The 17,535-nt window shown below is 46.8% G+C and carries 18 protein-coding genes; 1 reads left to right on the forward strand and 17 read right to left on the reverse strand.

The window, feature by feature from the left end; all coding sequences use genetic code 11:
* Positions 1-2: 2 nt before the first annotated feature.
* The 6 genes from gpmI to rpoN all read right to left on the reverse strand — a co-directional run bounded on the left by gpmI (position 3) and on the right by rpoN (position 7,443).
* Entirely contained in the window at positions 3-1,541 is a 1,539-nt protein-coding gene (gpmI, locus tag AC5W2J_RS00115) for a 2,3-bisphosphoglycerate-independent phosphoglycerate mutase (protein ID WP_496057441.1), read from the reverse strand.
* Positions 1,531-2,295: a triose-phosphate isomerase gene (gene tpiA / locus AC5W2J_RS00120; RefSeq protein WP_496057442.1), complete on the reverse strand. Its 765-nt coding sequence runs from the start codon at positions 2,293-2,295 to the stop codon at positions 1,531-1,533. The genes gpmI and tpiA overlap by 11 nt, the downstream gene beginning before the upstream one ends.
* 21 nt (positions 2,296-2,316) lie before the next feature.
* On the reverse strand, positions 2,317-3,501 hold the full coding sequence (locus tag AC5W2J_RS00125; protein ID WP_496057443.1) for a phosphoglycerate kinase: 1,185 nt from the start codon (positions 3,499-3,501) through the stop codon (positions 2,317-2,319).
* A gap of 267 nt (positions 3,502-3,768) precedes the next feature.
* Positions 3,769-4,776 carry a type I glyceraldehyde-3-phosphate dehydrogenase gene (gene gap, locus AC5W2J_RS00130; protein ID WP_496057444.1) on the reverse strand — a complete coding sequence of 336 codons (1,008 nt, stop codon included), beginning with the start codon at positions 4,774-4,776 and terminating at the stop codon, positions 3,769-3,771.
* Positions 4,777-4,852: 76 nt separating this feature from the next.
* The gene (locus AC5W2J_RS00135) at positions 4,853-5,872 is read right to left on the reverse strand and encodes a sugar-binding transcriptional regulator (RefSeq protein WP_496057445.1); all 1,020 of its coding nucleotides are present in this window, start codon (positions 5,870-5,872) and stop codon (positions 4,853-4,855) included.
* Between the two features lie 215 nt (positions 5,873-6,087).
* Positions 6,088-7,443 (reverse strand): RNA polymerase factor sigma-54, encoded by a 1,356-nt coding sequence (gene rpoN, locus AC5W2J_RS00140; protein ID WP_496057446.1) that lies wholly within the window; start codon positions 7,441-7,443, stop codon positions 6,088-6,090.
* 428 nt (positions 7,444-7,871) lie between these two features.
* On the opposite strand from rpoN, the gene clpP reads away from it, so the two are divergent.
* Entirely contained in the window at positions 7,872-8,450 is a 579-nt protein-coding gene (clpP, locus tag AC5W2J_RS00145; protein WP_496057447.1) for an ATP-dependent Clp endopeptidase proteolytic subunit ClpP, read from the forward strand.
* Positions 8,451-8,689: 239 nt separating this feature from the next.
* On the opposite strand, the gene AC5W2J_RS00150 is transcribed toward clpP, so the two are convergent.
* The 11 genes from AC5W2J_RS00150 to hisH all read right to left on the reverse strand — a co-directional run bounded on the left by AC5W2J_RS00150 (position 8,690) and on the right by hisH (position 17,523).
* Positions 8,690-8,944, reverse strand: coding sequence for an HPr family phosphocarrier protein (locus AC5W2J_RS00150; RefSeq protein ID WP_496057449.1), 255 nt, complete (start codon positions 8,942-8,944; stop codon positions 8,690-8,692).
* A gap of 39 nt (positions 8,945-8,983) precedes the next feature.
* Complete coding sequence (gene whiA, locus AC5W2J_RS00155; protein ID WP_496057451.1) at positions 8,984-9,934, reverse strand: DNA-binding protein WhiA; 951 nt, start codon at positions 9,932-9,934, stop codon at positions 8,984-8,986.
* 29 nt (positions 9,935-9,963) lie between these two features.
* Positions 9,964-10,908, reverse strand: coding sequence for a gluconeogenesis factor YvcK family protein (locus AC5W2J_RS00160; protein ID WP_496057452.1), 945 nt, complete (start codon positions 10,906-10,908; stop codon positions 9,964-9,966).
* A complete protein-coding gene (rapZ, locus tag AC5W2J_RS00165; protein ID WP_496057453.1) occupies positions 10,905-11,828 on the reverse strand; it encodes an RNase adapter RapZ in 924 nt (307 codons plus the stop codon). The genes AC5W2J_RS00160 and rapZ overlap by 4 nt, the downstream gene beginning before the upstream one ends.
* Entirely contained in the window at positions 11,803-12,294 is a 492-nt protein-coding gene (locus AC5W2J_RS00170; RefSeq protein WP_496057454.1) for an NUDIX domain-containing protein, read from the reverse strand. The genes rapZ and AC5W2J_RS00170 overlap by 26 nt, the downstream gene beginning before the upstream one ends.
* Positions 12,295-12,539: 245 nt before the next feature.
* On the reverse strand, positions 12,540-13,484 hold the full coding sequence (trxB, locus tag AC5W2J_RS00175) for a thioredoxin-disulfide reductase (RefSeq protein WP_120191955.1): 945 nt from the start codon (positions 13,482-13,484) through the stop codon (positions 12,540-12,542).
* Between the two features lie 114 nt (positions 13,485-13,598).
* On the reverse strand, positions 13,599-14,636 hold the full coding sequence (locus tag AC5W2J_RS00180) for a tetratricopeptide repeat protein (protein WP_496057455.1): 1,038 nt from the start codon (positions 14,634-14,636) through the stop codon (positions 13,599-13,601).
* A 134-nt stretch (positions 14,637-14,770) separates the two neighbouring features.
* Entirely contained in the window at positions 14,771-15,400 is a 630-nt protein-coding gene (gene hisIE, locus AC5W2J_RS00185) for a bifunctional phosphoribosyl-AMP cyclohydrolase/phosphoribosyl-ATP diphosphatase HisIE (protein WP_496057456.1), read from the reverse strand.
* Positions 15,397-16,155, reverse strand: a complete 759-nt coding sequence (gene hisF / locus AC5W2J_RS00190; protein ID WP_496057457.1) for an imidazole glycerol phosphate synthase subunit HisF — start codon at positions 16,153-16,155, stop codon at positions 15,397-15,399. The genes hisIE and hisF overlap by 4 nt, the downstream gene beginning before the upstream one ends.
* Complete coding sequence (gene hisA, locus AC5W2J_RS00195; protein ID WP_496057458.1) at positions 16,149-16,886, reverse strand: 1-(5-phosphoribosyl)-5-[(5-phosphoribosylamino)methylideneamino]imidazole-4-carboxamide isomerase; 738 nt, start codon at positions 16,884-16,886, stop codon at positions 16,149-16,151. Before hisA ends, hisF begins: the two co-directional genes overlap by 7 nt.
* Positions 16,879-17,523, reverse strand: a complete 645-nt coding sequence (gene hisH / locus AC5W2J_RS00200; RefSeq protein ID WP_496057459.1) for an imidazole glycerol phosphate synthase subunit HisH — start codon at positions 17,521-17,523, stop codon at positions 16,879-16,881. Before hisH ends, hisA begins: the two co-directional genes overlap by 8 nt.
* Positions 17,524-17,535 lie beyond the last annotated feature (12 nt).

Consider the following 17,535-nt stretch of genomic DNA (forward strand, 5'->3'; position numbering starts at 1 on the left):
GTCTATTTTTTTAATAAGGATGTGCCTGTCATTTCTTCCGGTTTTTCCATTTCAAGAAGATCCACCGCTGTTGGAATCAAGTCTGCGAGAATACCGCCCTCGCGGATTTCGCCGGACTCTTTTGTCACAATAACCGGGACCGGATTGGTCGTATGAGCGGTCATTGGTTTATCATCTGGTGTCGTTACCTCATCCGCATTTCCGTGGTCAGCGGTAATAATAGCTGTACCATTCTTTTCGTGAAGAAGGTCTACAATTTTCCCGAGACATTCATCTACGGTTTCAATTGCTTTCACCGTGGCGTCCATATCACCGGAATGTCCGACCATATCAGGGTTGGCAAAGTTCAGAACGATAAAGTCATGATTCTCCTCTTTGATTTCCCGCAGAAGCGCATCCGTTACTCCATAGGCGCTCATTTCCGGCTGCAGGTCGTACGTTGCCACCTTAGGTGAATCAATAAGAATACGTTTTTCTCCATCAAATTCCTTTTCCTGGCCGCCGCTGAAAAAGAACGTAACGTGCGGGAACTTCTCTGTTTCGGCAATGCGGAGCTGCTTAAGCCCTGCTTTGGAAACAGCTTCTCCCATCGTGTTCTTTAGTTCCTGCGGAGGATAGGCTACATTTGCTGTTACTTTTTCACTGTAATCAGTCATCGTAACATAATGAATATTTTTCGGAAAACGGTCTCCGCGGTCAAAGTCGTTAAAGCTGTTATCGGTGAACACACGGGACATTTGGATAGCCCGGTCCGGACGGAAATTGAAGAAAATAATAGCATCGTCATCCTGCATCTCTGCAACCGGTTCGCCATTTTCTCTTGTCATTACAGCCGGAATAATAAATTCGTCCCAGACGTCATTATCATAGTTTGCCTTTATAGCATCTTTTGCAGACGAATAGCTTGGTCCTTCTCCATAGACAATCGCACGGTAGGATTTCTCCAGTCTTTCCCAGCGGTTGTCCCGGTCCATTGAATAGTAGCGGCCGTGAAGCGTCGCTATCTCTCCGATGCCAAGCTCATCCATTTTGCCTTCAAGGGCCTCCACGTACTGTTCTGCCGTACGCTGGCCCACGTCACGCCCATCCATGAAAGCATGGACATAGACTTTTTTGATGCCTTTATTTTTGGCCATTTCCAGGAGAGCATATAGATGTTGAATGTGGCTGTGTACGCCTCCGTCAGACAGCAGGCCGTAAATGTGCAGGCTGCCGTCGTTTTGGAGTACATGCTCGGAAGCTCCTAAAAGAGCTTTATTGTCCTGAAAAGTACCTTCTTTAATATCTTTATTAATCCGGGTCAGGCTTTGATAAACTACTCTTCCTGCCCCGATATTTAAATGCCCGACTTCGGAGTTGCCCATCTGCCCTTCCGGAAGGCCGACAGCTTCTCCGCTTGCCGTAAGCTGGGAATGCGGATATTTGTTCCAGAAACGATCGAAGTTTGGCGTGTTTGCTTTCTTTACTGCATTTCCCTTTGTTTCATCGCGGAGGGCAAAGCCGTCCAGGATAATTAAAGCGACAGGGTTTTTACTGCTCATTGGATCCCGCCTCCACTAGTTGTAGAAATGCATCCGGCTTCAGGCTGGCTCCTCCTACAAGGGCGCCGTCAATGTGTTCCATCGCCATATAGCCGCCGATATTTTCCGGCTTTACGCTTCCGCCGTACTGAATGCGGACAGCTTCTGCTGTTTCCTGGTCATACAGTTCGGACAGAATGCGGCGGATCGTTCCGCACGTTTCATTGGCATCTTCTGCTGTGGAAGATTTGCCGGTGCCGATAGCCCAGATAGGCTCATATGCCACAACAACCTGTGCTGCCTGCTCTTTGCTTAAACCTGCAAAGCCTTTTTCGACCTGGCCGCGTACAACGGATTCCGTTTTGTCGCTTTCTCTTTCTTCAAGCGTTTCTCCGCAGCACATAATTGGCACAAGCTTGTGGTTAAATGCGGCGTGAAGCTTTTTGTTTACGGAGTCATCTGTTTCATTAAACATTTCCCTGCGCTCGGAGTGACCGATAATCACGTAAGGAACAGCAAGGTCAGCCAGCGCTTCCGGGCTGATTTCACCTGTGAATGCACCGTTGTCTTCAAAGTGCATCGTCTGGGCGCCGACGGCTACGTCGCTTCCTTCTACTGCATCATTCATGCTTTTAAGAAATAGGGCCGGGGCGCAGACGACCGTGTCTACTTTGCTGCCAGCCGGTACTTTTGCTTTAATGTCCTCGATAAAGCTGACTGCTTCTCCGTGGGTTTTATTCATTTTCCAGTTTCCTGCAATAATTGGTTTTCTCAAATTGCTCCACCTCTTCTTTGTTTATTTGTCGTTCAATGCTGCGACGCCGGGAAGTTCTTTTCCCTCCATAAATTCAAGGGAAGCGCCGCCTCCTGTGGACATGTGATCCATTTGATCGGCAAGGCCGAATTTCTCAACAGCTGCAGCGGAGTCGCCGCCTCCAATAACAGAATACGTGTCCGTTGCTCCGGCGAGTGCCTCTGCAACAGCTTTCGTTCCATATGCAAATGCATCTATTTCAAATACGCCCATCGGTCCGTTCCAAATAACAAGCTTGGAGCTTTCAATAACCTCCTGGTACGTTTTTCTTGTTTCGGGTCCAATGTCGAGAGCTTCCCAATCGGAAGGAATGCTGTCAATCGGCACTACTTTAATATTGGCATCACCGGAAAAATCATCAGCTACGGTGACATCAACCGGCATATAGAAGTTCACGCCTTTGTCTTTTGCTTTCTGCATAAATTCTTTTGCAAGGTCAAGCTTATCTTTTTCAAGCAGGGATTTACCTACTTCATGGCCCTGTGCCTTTACGAATGTATAGGCAAGACCGCCTCCGATAACGAGGTTGTCTACTTTATCAAGCAGGTTGTCAATCACGCCGATTTTGTCTTTTACTTTCGCACCGCCGACAATCGCGGTGAAAGGACGTGCCGGGTCAGATAGTGCTTTCCCGAGTACATCAAGTTCTTTTTGCATTAGAAGTCCTGCAGCGGCTGGGAGGTGCTGCGCAATGCCTTCTGTAGAAGCGTGTGCTCTGTGAGCCGCTCCAAATGCATCATTTACGTATATGTCAGCAAGTGCTGCAAATTCTTTTGCGAGTTCTGGATCGTTTTTTTCTTCTCCTGCTTCAAAACGAACATTCTCAATAAGAAGAATTTCTCCGTCCATTAAAGAGTTGGACGCCTGCTTTACTACTGGTCCGTAGACTTCATCTACTTTACGAACGTCTCTTCTGAGCAGTTCGCCAAGACGCACGCTTACCGGTCCGAGACGAAGTTCTTCAACTGCTTCTCCCTTTGGACGGCCCAGGTGGCTGGCCAGTATAACACGGGCTCCCTGGTCCACTAAGTATTCAATTGTAGGAATGGCTGCTTTAATACGGCTGTCATCCGTTACTTTTCCATCTTCCATTGGGACGTTAAAGTCCACCCGGCAGAAAACCTTTTTTCCTTTTACATCGATATCTTTAATAGATTTCTTATTCATTGTGCTGCCTCCTTTTTTCCTCTGTGTTCCTCATCCTTTTCCCTAAATGATGCAAAAAAGAACGTATAATTATAATACAAAGAAAAGCGTAAACCCGGCTGATTATCTCCGCGTTTATTTAGAGAAGGCCGGGTCTGCCGCTGATAAAAAGCAAACATGAGCTGCAGCTGATTCGTGCTGTCCCGATATCTATTGTAGCAGGAAACTGCATAGGAAAGGGGAGCAAGAAAATACTTTTTCTTCTCCCCCTGCCCTTTATCTGCTTTATTAAGCTTGCTGTTTTGCGATATATTCTACGAGGTCTACAACGCGGCTGGAATAACCAAACTCGTTGTCGTACCAGGAAATAACTTTAACCATGTTGTCTTCCAATACCATTGTAGACAAACCATCAATAGTAGAAGAATTGGAGTTGCCGTTATAGTCCTTGGATACAAGCGGCTCGTCGCTGAAGCCAAGAATGCCTTTAAGATCGCCTTCTGCTGCTTCTTTTAGTACGTTATTTACTTCTTCAGCAGTAACGTTTGTATCAAGCTCTGCTACAAGGTCAACAAGAGATACGTTTGGAGTAGGCACACGCATTGCAGCGCCGTTAAGCTTGCCGTCAAGTTCTGGAAGAACAAGGGCTACTGCTTTTGCAGCTCCAGTTGATGTTGGAATGATGTTTTCAGCAGCTGCACGTGCACGACGATAGTCACTGTGCGGAAGGTCAAGAATCTGCTGATCATTCGTGTAAGAGTGAACAGTGTTCATGAGGCCGCGCTTGATGCCGAACTTGTCGTTAAGCACTTTAGCAAACGGCGCAAGGCAGTTTGTTGTGCAGGATGCGTTGGACATAACGTTGTGCTTCGAAGGGTCATACGTGTTTTCGTTAACACCCATAACAAATGTTGCATCAACGTTTTTACCAGGTGCAGAAATAATAACTTTCTTTGCTCCGCCTTCAAGGTGTTTGCCGGCGCTCTCGCCGTCTGCGAAACGTCCAGTTGCTTCTACAACGATTTCTACTCCAGCTTGTCCCCATGGAATCTGTGCCGGATCTTTTTCAGCTGTGATGCGGATTTCTTTGCCGTCAACAACAAGGTTGTCGCCGTTTACAGATACACTCTGCTTTAGGTTGCCGTGTACTGTGTCATATTTTAAAAGGTGAGCAAGCATATTAGCGTCTGTAAGGTCGTTAATGCTTACGATTTCTACGTTGTTATTTTCAAGAGAAGCACGGAATACTGCGCGTCCAATTCTTCCAAATCCATTAATACCAATCTTTGTAGCCATGTTTAATTTCCTCCTCTTATTATGGTGCACGTTAATCAATACTATATATGAAAAACTGATTATAAAAAATCAGCTGTCATCGATTTAAAATTGCCTTCGCCGCCCCTTCATCTGTTATGAGCAGATTGCTGGGACGGTATTTCATATAAGCAGAAATAGCTTCTGCTTTGGAGCTTCCTCCGGCGACGGTGATAATCGTCTGCGCTTCATTCAGATCATTGAGCTGAAGGCCGATCGTTCTCTCTTTATGAACAATATGTCCTTCACGGTCAAAATAATAGCCGAATGCTTCCCCGACAGCCGCTTTTTCTTTAATCTGCTGTACGGCACTGTCGCTCGTTTCACGCCGGTCCGCCATAATTTCAGCTTCGCCGATGCCGTGAATCACAATTTTTGCTTTACGTATAAGAGCCAGCAGTTCTTTAATGCCCGGTTCCAGACTCAGCGAAGCTCTTGTTTCACTGCTCAGCTGGTCCGGTACGTGCAGAAGCCTGTAGGCCGCCCGGGCTTTGGTAGCCATTGTCGAACTGATCGTGTTCGACTGAATTTCCACCTTTTCGCCAAGTCCGCCTCTTGCCGGTACAAAAACCGCGTCTTTCCATTTTTCAGATGGGCTGACCATATCGGCCACGGCTGCAAGCGTAGTGCCGCCGGCCACGGCAATGATATCACCGGGGACTATCTGTTTTTTCATCTGCTGTACGCATGCACGTCCCAGTTCTTTCTTTACCCAGCTGTATTCGTCGCTGTCTCCGGAAACAACAATAACTTTCTCGACGTTCAGCACTTCTGCTACCTGCTTTTCCAGATCTTCAAGTCCGAAAGCAATTTTCATCGCCGCTTCCATCCCCTCCAGAAGCTTTTCTCCTTCATCAGAGAGAGTCATGCCGGACGGTTGGATCGTAATCAATCCCTGGTTTTTTAAAAATGTCACTTCGGTCCGCAGTACTCTTTCAGAAAGATCCAGGCTGACAGCAAGTGTTCTTCTGCCGACCGGCTGCATCAGCCGAAGGTACTGAAGAATCCGATAGCGTTTCCCCATAATTTCTAAAATGTCGGGCTGCAGTTTTTTCTGCCATTCGAGTAGTTCTCTCATTCAGGGTTCACCTGTTTTCTCTCAGGGACACTTTTTGTCCCATATAGACATTTTAAGTCCCACTTTATCAAAAGATAATACCTAGGGATTTCCCTAAGCGATGGTTCAATCTTCTGATAAATTCATTATACCAAGAATAAAATAACTTAGCAATAAAAAAGAAAGGACGGTTTAAGCTATATCCTGCTCATTCCCGCCCCTTCATTTTTAAAACATCAGGCATATCGTTTTCTTTTGGAAGACGGCGCAATCTGCAGCTCCCCGCGGTACTTCGCAATAGCGCGCCGGGAGATCGCAATACCGTGTTCTTCCTTTATGAGCTCGGCTATCTTCTGGTCGGACAGCGGCCGGATTTTATTTTCCTTCTCCACCATTTTATTCATTATTTCTTTAATGACATTGGTGGACGTCTGCTCTCCTTCTGCATTGTTCATTCCTGCAGAAAAGAAATGTTTTAGTTCAAACAATCCATGCGGCGTCTGCACGTATTTGTTTGTAGTCGTCCGTGATACGGTCGATTCATGCACTTCCGCCTCTTCAGCAATCTCTCTGAGCGTCAGCGGTTTCATGCCGGACGGACCGTTCTCAAAAAAGGGTTCCTGAAAGCGGAGAATAGCTTCGGTGATTTTGCGGAGCGACGTCTGCCGCTGGTCAATGCTTTTTAACAGCCAGACAAGCTGCTTGTACTTTTTGCGGGCATATTCTCCCGCCTCTCCCTTTTCCCCGCTTTCAAGCAGGTGCCGGTATTGTTTGTTGAGTCTTATTTTCGGCAGGCTTTCGTTGTTGAGCACTACAGTAAAAGCTCCATGTTTCTTTTCTACATACACATCCGGCGTAATCGCTGCGGATTCACTTTTTCCAATGCAGGCGCAGGGATGCGGGGTCAACTGCTGAATCGCGTCGTAAATGCCCTGCACGTCCTCTACAGAAATATGCAGCGCCTTTGCGATCTGCTTCCATCTTCTTGCTGCCAGGTCTTCGAGGTGATGTTCCACCACTTCAATCACAAGCAGATCAGATGCATGATTTCTTTTTAACTGCAGAAGCAGGCATTCCTGGAGATTTCTTGCTCCAACACCTGCAGGCTCCAGCTTTTGCAGCATTTGGATACCCTGCTCATATTCTTCTTCTGTAATGCTGTAGAAACGGCCCGCTTCTTCCCAGCTTCCCTGCAGGTAGCCATTTGTATCCACATTGTCGGCCAGATACAACAGCAGCTCCCTGTTCTGGTCTGCTGTATCCATAAAGCGGATCTGGCTGTATAAATGGTCAGCCAGCCCTTCTTCGTAGGCCAGGATTCTATCCAGGTAGGATTCGTTCCTGCCCTCATAGGCTTCATATCCGTCTCCATAATCATCCGTCCACATCACTGGACTGTCGTATATAGGTGTTTCCTTTTCTTCCAGAACTGGTTCTTCTGTTTCTATAAGAGGATTCTCGAGAGCCTGCTCCGATATGTAATCAGAAAGCTCTTGAGTTGAGAGCTGAAGCAATGAAATGGCCTGGCGAAGTTCCTGCGTCATCACGAGGTTCATCGTCTGTTTTTGAAACAATCCCATTTCTAAATTCATATAAAATGACCTCTCTTTCTTGTAAGCGCTTTCTACCGTTTATTATATCATAGGTGAAATGATCGTCTATATGTAATTAGGCCTTCATACTAAGTGTAGCAAACGTACATGAAGCCAAACTATCCTGTGGCATATAATCTTCCATAGTTTTAAGAGGCAGAAAATAGGTTATACTCTCTATTAGGCACTCTGCACTGCTTATTCTTTTATTTTCGCTTTTGAAGATTGAAAGGTTCTCTTTACTCTTGTTATAGTAAGAGAAGCGAATTGGCTCTGGAAAATAAAAAGATAAGAAATAAGCGCTTTTTATTTGACCAACATTGACCATTCGAGTATGATATAACTATTCTCAACAATACAGGAAGCCCAGCTGTTTCCTGTTATGGAGTCAGTGTTTACACATTTTATATAATAGGAGGAAATAAGACATGAACTTAATTCCAACAGTAATTGAACAAACAAGCCGCGGGGAAAGAGCATATGATATTTATTCCCGCCTTTTAAAAGACCGCATCATTATGCTCGGTTCTGGAATTGACGATAACGTGTCCAACTCCATCGTAGCCCAGCTGCTGTTTTTGGCAGCAGAAGATCCGGAAAAGGACATTTCTATTTACATTAACAGCCCAGGCGGCTCTATCACTGCAGGTATGGCTATTTACGATACGATGCAGTATATCCAGCCTAAAGTTTCTACTATCTGCGTTGGTATGGCAGCTTCTATGGGAGCATTTCTTCTTGCAGCCGGTGAGCCGGGCAAGCGTTTTGCTCTTCCAAACAGTGAAGTAATGATTCACCAGCCGCTCGGCGGCACGCAGGGTCAGGCTTCTGATATCGAAATTCACGCCCGCCGCATTATTCAAATGCGCGAGAAGCTGAACCAGATATTAGCAGATCGTTCCGGTCAGCCGCTTGAAGTCATTCAGCGCGACACAGACCGTGATAACTTCATGACAGCACAAGAAGCAAAAGAATACGGCCTGATCGACACCGTTTACGAAAAATAATCCAAAAAACCCTCTCTCCAGCTTATGGGGAGAGGGTTTTTTTAGATTTTTGGTGAAACCGTTTCATTAGCTCATCTATATGTGCCGCCGTTTCTTTAAGAAAGACTGCTTAGAAATACAAAGAATGAACCAGGCATGGCCTGCAGCAAACGTCGCCTATACAAGCTTTTGTATAAAATATACACGTTTTTGCTTTTTTTCCCTTAAAAAACCCTCTCCTTTTTTGAGGAGAGAGCTCTTTATTCTTTCTTTACATAGTCCACCAGTGCCTTCATGGCTTCTGCTTCATCGTTGCCATTGATCATTATCTTTATAGAGGCGCCGTTTCGAACGGCAAGACTCATAATCCCCATGATGCTTTTGGCGTTAACGACCTTTCCATCCTTTTCAATGGAAATATCCGAATGAAATCGGTTGGCTTCCTGTACAAACAAAGCCGCCGGCCTTGCCTGAAGACCTGTTTTCAACTGAACCTCTACGTTCTCTTCTACCATGTCTATCTCCTCCAGCTGCCAGTTATGCCTTCTATTATACTATGAAACCGTTTCCCCGTTTCGGATTTTTTCAGCTAATTCATCAATTTTTCGAAGCCTGTGGTTCACACCTGATTTGCTGACCGGTCCGCCTGAGGCCATTTCGCCCAGTTCTTTCAGCGTAACATCCTGGTGCTCCACTCTCAGCTCTGCAATTTCCCTGATTTTATGCGGAAGGTTTTCAAGGCCGATTTCCCGTTGAATCAGACGGATATTTTCCACCTGACGAAGAGCCGCTCCTACTGTTTTATTGAGGTTGGCTGTTTCGCAGTTCACCAAACGGTTCACGGAGTTGCGCATATCTTTCATAATCCGGACGTCCTCAAAATACAGGAGGGCCTGATGGGCACCGATAACACTGAGAAATTCGGTTATTTTCTCGCTTTCTTTCACGTATAGAATATAGCCTTTTTTCCGCTCCAGGCTTTTGGAAGGAATGTGAAACTCTTTAAAAAGCTGACGGAGGGAATAATTATGCTCCTCGTAATTCGAGAATATTTCCAGGTGATACGAAGACGTATCCGGATGATTGATCGATCCTCCGGCCAGAAAAGCCCCGCGCAGGTAAGCCCGTTTGCAGCAGGATTTCTTGATCATATCCGGAGATATAGACCGGACAAACCGGTAGTTTTCTTCCATAATATGAAGATCCGCCAGAAACTGCTGGGTGTTTTCTTTGATCCGTACAATATAAACGTTATTTTTCTTTAAGCGCATTTTCTTTCGAACGAGTACTTCGAGCTGCATATCGTTGAATCCTTTTTTGATCAACGTATAAATGCGCCTGGCAATCGCCGCATTTTCCGTAGAAACGTCAAGCGTCAGCAGGCCGTTTCCAAATGTCATCGTTCCATTCATCCGAATAAGCGCAGCAAGTTCTGCCTTCACACAGCAATCTCTTAGTTCCAGCTGTGTTAATTCTTTTTTAGTCATTGCTGCAAATGACGACATAGGCTTTTCACCGCCTCTTTCTACTTCGCCTACAGCTCCATAAGAAGAGATTGAGCGACTTTGACTGCATTATGGCGCAGAACCATCCCGTCGTAACGGATGAATTCGTCTTCTACCACACGGCAGCCGAAGGCCCTCATTTTTTCTTCATCATACGGAACCGGATAGGCGTCCTCTTTTTGATATTTTTCAATGAGCTCATCTGGAATCACTCCATTGTTCACCAGGACTGTTTCAATGAACTGCTCATGGGTATGATTAAAAATAGCCTGTACGTGATCTGATGCGGAGAAGTTATCTGTTTCTCCTTTTTGCGTCATCACGTTGCAGATATATACTTTTCTTGCTTTGGAATCCTGAATTGCTTCAATAATACCCGGTACTAAAAGATTCGGCAAAATACTAGTGTATAAGCTTCCCGGTCCCAGCACAATTAAATCGGCTTCTTCGATTGCCTTTATGCTTTCTGGAAGCGCTTTAATTCCTTCCGGACGCAGAAAGACGTGACGGATCTGCTTCTCAGCCCGTGGAATGGTTGATTCTCCCTCCACCGTTGTTCCATCCATCATTTTTGCATGAAGCACAACGCTCTGGTTTGAGGAAGGCAGTACTTTTCCGCGTACATTTAATACGGTGCTTAACTCGCTGATTCCTTTGGCAAAATCACCTGTAATGGAAGTCATGCCTGCAAGCAGCAGGTTGCCGAGAGAATGCCCGACCAGTCCTTCACCGGTTGTAAACCGGTGCTGAAAGAGCTGCTCAATCATAGGCTCCACCTCTGCCAGGGCGACAAGGACATTTCGCACGTCCCCGGGCGGAGGAATGTTCATTTCTTTCCGCAGACGGCCGGAGCTTCCTCCGTCATCTGCCACGGTAACAATGGCTGTGATATCGACCGGAAAGGTTTTCAATCCCCTCAGTAATACAGACAGACCTGTCCCTCCGCCTAAGACGACAATGTTAGACCGTTTCATACAAGCAGGCCTTTTGCTTTTTCAATATCACGGTGCGTCGTAGACATGGCATACGAGGAAGAAAAGTGCGCAGAAAGGTATTCAGCCAATGTAACAGACCGATGTTTTCCGCCGGTGCATCCAATCGCAATAATGAGCTGGCTTTTTCCTTCTTTCTTGTACTGAGGCAGCATATAGTCAAGAAGATCAATTAATTTTGTTAAAAATTCCTGTGTTTCCGACCATTTCAGAACGTAGGAAGACACTTCCTCCTGCAGGCCGGTTTTCGGCTGCAGCAGTTCTACGTAATGAGGGTTTGGCAGAAATCTTACATCAAACACAAGATCAGCGTCGATCGGAAGACCGTATTTAAACCCAAAAGACATCATATTAACAGAAAATACATCTTTCGCCGTCCCGGAAATGTACTGAATAATTCGTTCCCGCAGCTGTTTGGGCTTCATTTCACTCGTATCAATCACCTGAGCCGATCGGCCTTTGAGCTCCGCGAGCATATTCCGCTCCTGCTGAATCCCTTCTAGCGGGGCTTCTTCTGCAGCAAGAGGATGGGAGCGTCTTGTTTCTTTATAGCGCTGCACGAGGACATTATCTTTTGCATCCAGATAGAGAATATGAAGATTCAGATTCTGCTTGGCAGACAAATGATCCACTGTTTCAAATAAATGTTCAAAAAACTCTCTGCCGCGCAGGTCAATAACGAGCGCAATTTTCTTTACTTTTCCTTCTGAGGATTCCACCAGTTCGATAAAGGTTGGAATAATAGCAGGAGGAAGATTATCGACACAGTAATAGCCTAAATCCTCAAAGCTTTGCACAGCTACCGTCTTTCCCGCACCTGACATTCCCGTAATGATAACTACATCTAAATCATTTTCACGGTTTCCCACGGCATCTTCATCCTCTCTCATTTCCAGATTCATTCAGTTCTCCCCCATGTAACTGGTAAGAGATAAGTTCATTATCCGGTGTAAAATAAAATGTTCCGTACATCACGCCTTTTCCAAAAAGCGTATGCTGCAGAATATGATAATCACCGGGATTCATATCCAATTCGCTCACACTGCTTTTATCGATCCACTCCAGCAGGCCTTCCGGTGAATATTCCCAGGCGGTTCCTTCCCATTCCGATGCTTCAAAAGCAAACAGCATCCACTCCGAAATGGTTTTTCCCTGGTCTTTAATCACCATCGTATAAATCCCTCGTATGTTTGGATTTTTCACTAATATATTTGTTTCTTCTTTTATTTCCCTGACCGTGGAAGTCTGAACGGATTCCTCCGGTTCCATTTTCCCTCCGGGAGCGACCCACCACAAACGGCTGGGCTTTTGAAGCATAAGTATCTTTCCATTATCATCATGAATAACACAATTTGTTATCCGCTGCATGCTCATCACCTCACATTGCCTATTCTTAAGTATACTATTCCTTTTCTTTTCCCACAAATAGAAAATCACCATTTCTAAAGAGAGAACGGGTCCCAATTCCGACTGCTTTATTGTAAAAAAAAGCACAGGCTCAGCGGCCTGTGCTTAAAAATAAAATAAGGGGGATGGTGTTATTCATGCAATACCCTCTATTTATTGCATCTCTATTACAGTAAGGTTAAAATATTTTTACATTATCTTCCTTATTATGCCTGGACGGCGTTTTTCAGTTCTTCTACATACTTTTGAGCCGTCTGGGCAGCAAGAGAGCCGTCTCCTGTGGCCGTGACGATCTGGCGCAGGGTTTTTTCACGAAGATCGCCAGCTGCAAAAATACCGGGAATCTTCGTTTCCATTTCTTCGTTGGTTACAATATAGCCTTCTTCGTTCGTAATGCCGAGATTTTTTACGGCATTGTTAAGCGGCAGCATGCCGACATAGACGAATACACCTTCCGTCGGGAAATCATAGTCCTCGCCCGATTTCAGGTCCGTCAGCGTCACGCTTGATACTTTATTATTTTCTCCGTTAATTTCTTTTACAACGTGGCTCCATTTAAAGTCAATCTTATCGTTAACAAAAGCACGCTGCTGAAGAATTTTCTGGGCGCGCAGTTCATCGCGGCGGTGGATAACCGTTACTTTATCGGCAAAACGGGTAAGATATACCGCTTCTTCGACAGCCGAATCTCCTCCGCCTACTACGACAATTTCTTTTTTACGGAAAAACGCTCCGTCACAGACGGCACAGTAGGATACGCCGCGCCCGCCGAGTTCTTTTTCACCGGGAACGCCCAGGTTTTTGTACTCAGCGCCCGTTGTTACAATAACTGCTCTTGCTTTATATTCTTTATTTCCCGCAATAACGGTTTTATATTCTTTTCCTTCAATAATTTCTTTTACATCGCCGTACGCATATTCTGCGCCGAACTTCTTTGCATGTTCAAACATTTTATTGGACAGGTCGGGACCAAGAATATGCTCAAAGCCGGGATAGTTTTCGACGTCTTCGGTGTTGGCCATCTGTCCGCCGGGGATCCCGCGCTCCAGCATAAGTGTGTCAAGCTCTGCACGAGAAGTATACACTGCTGCTGTCATTCCCGCCGGGCCTGCCCCGGCAATAATTACATCATAAATTCTTTCTTCACTCACGCGTAAGTCCTCCTTTTGGTTGGTTCCTTTTTTATTGTTTGCTCGTTGTTGTCGGAATGTTGTATCGTTCTGTTTCATCGTATGAGTTTTTCCAACCGGCGTCCACTAATCTGCTTACAGCTTGTAATGCTCTTTTACTGCAGACTGAACGGTTTCCCGGGAAAGACTGTCTCCACGCCAATGTGCCAACAGGGCGGCGGCCGTCTGGTTGTCTTTGTTTACGCTCTGCTTCCACTGCTTTTCAGCCTGAACTGCTCTTCCGGACTGATACGCCGATGCTCCGAAAAGTAAATGGAACCCTTCCTGGGTCGGCGCATGCCGTTTGATGTAGCGTTCAAAAAGCAGGCGGGATTCTTCGTAATACCCGAGCCGGCATAACGTAGAAGCCGAGTAAAACAGGTGCGATTTATCAAGCGGAATAATGTTCTGCAGCAGTTCTGCTGTCTGTTTTGCTTCGGTTTCCCTGCCCATTTCCGCATAAAGTACGGCGAGCTGGCACAGTGCCGGCAGGTACATATGCTCCTGAACAATATCTTTTACAAGCGCCAGCGCTTCTTCGGTCCGGTCCTGCTCGTGCAGGAGCCGGGCAAGCTGGCATTTTGCCGGCAGATAGGCCGGGTAGTCGGCAATAATTTCTTCCAGAAGCTCATCTGCTTCCGCATACTGCTTTGTTTTCATTAAACGTTCCGACTTTTCGTATTTCATAATCAGCTCTTCTTCCTGCTGATTGTTTTCTTCTTCTTCGTCTTCGAGCAGCAGATCCAGCAGATCCTGGGCGTCTTTGGAAAAATCGCCCTCCGGCTGCATCGCCAGATAGGCTTCTGCCATTTCTTTCGCTTTATCAAATAAACCAAGGTACACATAATTATTGGCTAAAAAGAAATAGCATTCGCTCAGGCTGCTGTCCAGGTCTTCCAGCACGTGCCAGAGCAGGCGGTTGGACTCTTCGTACTCGCCGGTGTCTGAATAGACGACGGCCAGCTGGCATTGAAACACCCCCTGGGATGGATCCATTTCAATCGCTTTTTTCAAATATTTGACCGCGCGATCCAGCTCTCGCTTTTGAAAAGCGTGGATGCCGCGTTTAAAGTAATGTTCTTCGTTTTGCAGAAACGGCAGTACTCTGCCGGTTTTTTCTGTTAATGACTTCATTCACTCTCTCCCTCCAATTGGGGTCCCGATTGCAATAAGAGTAGTATATCATTTATTCAAACGATAAGAAAAGTGCTATTATCGGGAATCGCCCGTAAAAAAGCCCGCTGCTTTTCGGCAGCGGGCGCAGAATCTTATTTTTTATGACGTTGGCCCAATACGTCCAGGACGTCATCAAGCGGAAGCTTCTGCTCTCTTAACAGCACAAGCAGATGATAAAGAAGATCGGCGGTTTCCCACTTTAACTCTTCCGAATCGCGGTTTTTGGAAGCAATAATAACTTCGCTTGCCTCTTCTCCGACTTTTTTCAAAATTTTATCCACCCCTTCGGTGAATAAATACGTCGTATACGCCCCTTCCGGCATTTCCGCTTCGCGCTCGGCTATAATCTGTTCGAGCTCATTAATGATCGCAAAACGGTCCGTCTGCTTCTCCGGTACCTGTTCCCCGAGAAGAGAAGAGGTAAAGCAGCTGTAGGAGCCGGTATGGCAGGCAGGACCTGCCGGGTGAACGAGAACAACCAGAGAATCGGCATCGCAGTCATAGCGGATGTCTTCGACTTTCTGAATGTTGCCCGACGTTTCTCCCTTGTGCCACAGTTCCTGGCGGGAACGGCTGTAAAACCAGGTTTCTTTCGTTTCGATGGTTTTCTGCAGAGACTCTTCATTCATGTAGGCGAGCGTCAGAACTTCTTTGCTCACGGCATCCTGGACGATCGCTGGTATATAGCCTTTTTCATCAAAGGTCAGGTTGTTGCTGTTCATCGTACCCGGACCCCTTTCTCTCGTAAGTATGTTTTTACTTCTTCAATGGACGTTTCTTTGTAATGAAAAATCGAAGCGGCAAGCGCGGCATTCGCGTTTCCTTCTTCAAATGCTCCTACAAAGTGTTCGCTCAATCCGGCGCCGCCGGACGCAATAACCGGGACGTTTACGACTTCATTGACCGTTTGGAGAAGCTTAATATCAAAACCGGTTTTGGCTCCGTCCTGATCCATGCTCGTTAAGAGAATTTCCCCGGCTCCGCGGCGGACGGCTTCTTTTACCCAGTCCTGAATTTCCCAGTCTGTCGGTGTTCTCCCGCCATGCGTATACACACGCCAGGAACCGAGCGCTTCTTCGTATTTGGCATCCACGGCGAGCACGATGCACTGCGATCCAAAATGATCCGCGCCTTCGTTGATCAGCTCTGGACGATCGACTGCGGCAGTATTGACTGACACTTTATCCGCTCCGGCCCGTAGAATTGCGCGCATGTCCTCGAGGGTATGAATGCCCCCGCCGACCGTGAACGGAATTGCGAGCGCCCCTGCGACTTCCTCCACTACTTCCACCATCGTTTTACGTCCTTCATGCGATGCGGAAATATCAAGGAAAACAAGCTCATCCGCTCCCTGGGCGTCATATATCTCCGCCAGTTCGACGGGGTCACCGGCATCGCGGAGGTCTACGAATTGAATGCCTTTTACTACTCTTCCTTCTTTTACATCCAGACACGGAATAATACGTTTGGTCAGCATGAGCCCTCCACCTTTCTTAAAGCATCTTTCATCGTAAACCGGCCTGTGTAGACAGCTTTGCCAATAATAGCCCCGCTGATTCCTTTATCTTTGTACGAAGCGAGCTTCTGCAGATCTTCAATACTGCTGACACCGCCGGAGGCAATCACTTCCCGGCCGGTTTCGCGGGCAAGCTCGGCTATGGCGTCCACGTTCGGACCGGATAGCATACCGTCTTTTGCAATGTCCGTGAAAATAAACGTTTTCGCTCCGTGGGCGGCCATTTCTTTCCCAACGTTAACCGCCGTCATTTCAGACGTTTCGAGCCAGCCGTTCACCGCTACATAGCCGTCTTTTGCGTCAAGGCCAATCGCAATTTTTTCTCCGTATTCGGCAAGCATTTCTTTGGCAAAGTCCGGGTGGCTGATGGCTACACTTCCGAGAATAACCCGGTCGACTCCACGGTCAAGGTAGTAGGCTACATCTTCTTTTGTACGAATACCGCCGCCGATCTGCACACGCATGCTCAGCTTCACTGCCTGGAGCACATGCTCATGATTGATCCGCTTTTTGGCCTTTGCGCCATCGAGGTCCACCATGTGCAGCCACGAGGCACCGGACTGCTCAAACGTGCGCGCCATATCTACCGGCGATTCGCCGTAAATCGTTTCCTGATCGTAATCGCCCTGTACAAGGCGTACACATTTGCCGTCTCTCATATCGATAGCCGGATATAATACAAAATCACTCATACGTGTTCCGCCCCTTTGCTACGTCGGTCACGAAGTTTTTAAGAATGCTCATGCCGACTGTACTGCTTTTTTCCGGATGAAACTGCGTGCCGATAATGCGCCCGCGTCCGACGATAGCCGGCACGTCGCCTGCGTAATCACAAACAGCGATCAGGACGTCCTCATCTTTTGTCTCAATAACATAGGAGTGCACGAAATACACATGGCCTTCTTCCACATTCCGGAGCACGTCGTGATCGGGCAGTCGGAATTCGAGCTTATTCCATCCCATGTGGGGAATCTTTAAAGCTGGATCCATGTCTTTCCGCTTGGAAAAATGGCGTGCATAGCCGGGAAGAAAGGCAAGGCCTGCAGTATCGCCGTTTTCTTCGCTGCCGTCAAACAGCAGCTGCATGCCAAGGCAGATGCCGAGCAGCGGATTGCCGTCAGCCGCCCATTTTTTAATAAAGTCTTCCTGGTTTTTTTCTTTCAGCAGCGTCATCGCATCTTTGAACGAACCGACACCTGGAAGGATCAGACCTTCTGCTTTGTTCAGCTCTTCGGGGTCTTCGGAAATAAAGTAAGGCTGGTCCAGGCGTTCAAGCGCCTTGCTTACGCTGTGAAGATTACCCATTCCATAATCGATAATACCAATCATGCACGTCCACTC

The organism is Sinobaca sp. SA16-1 (assembly GCF_059510515.1).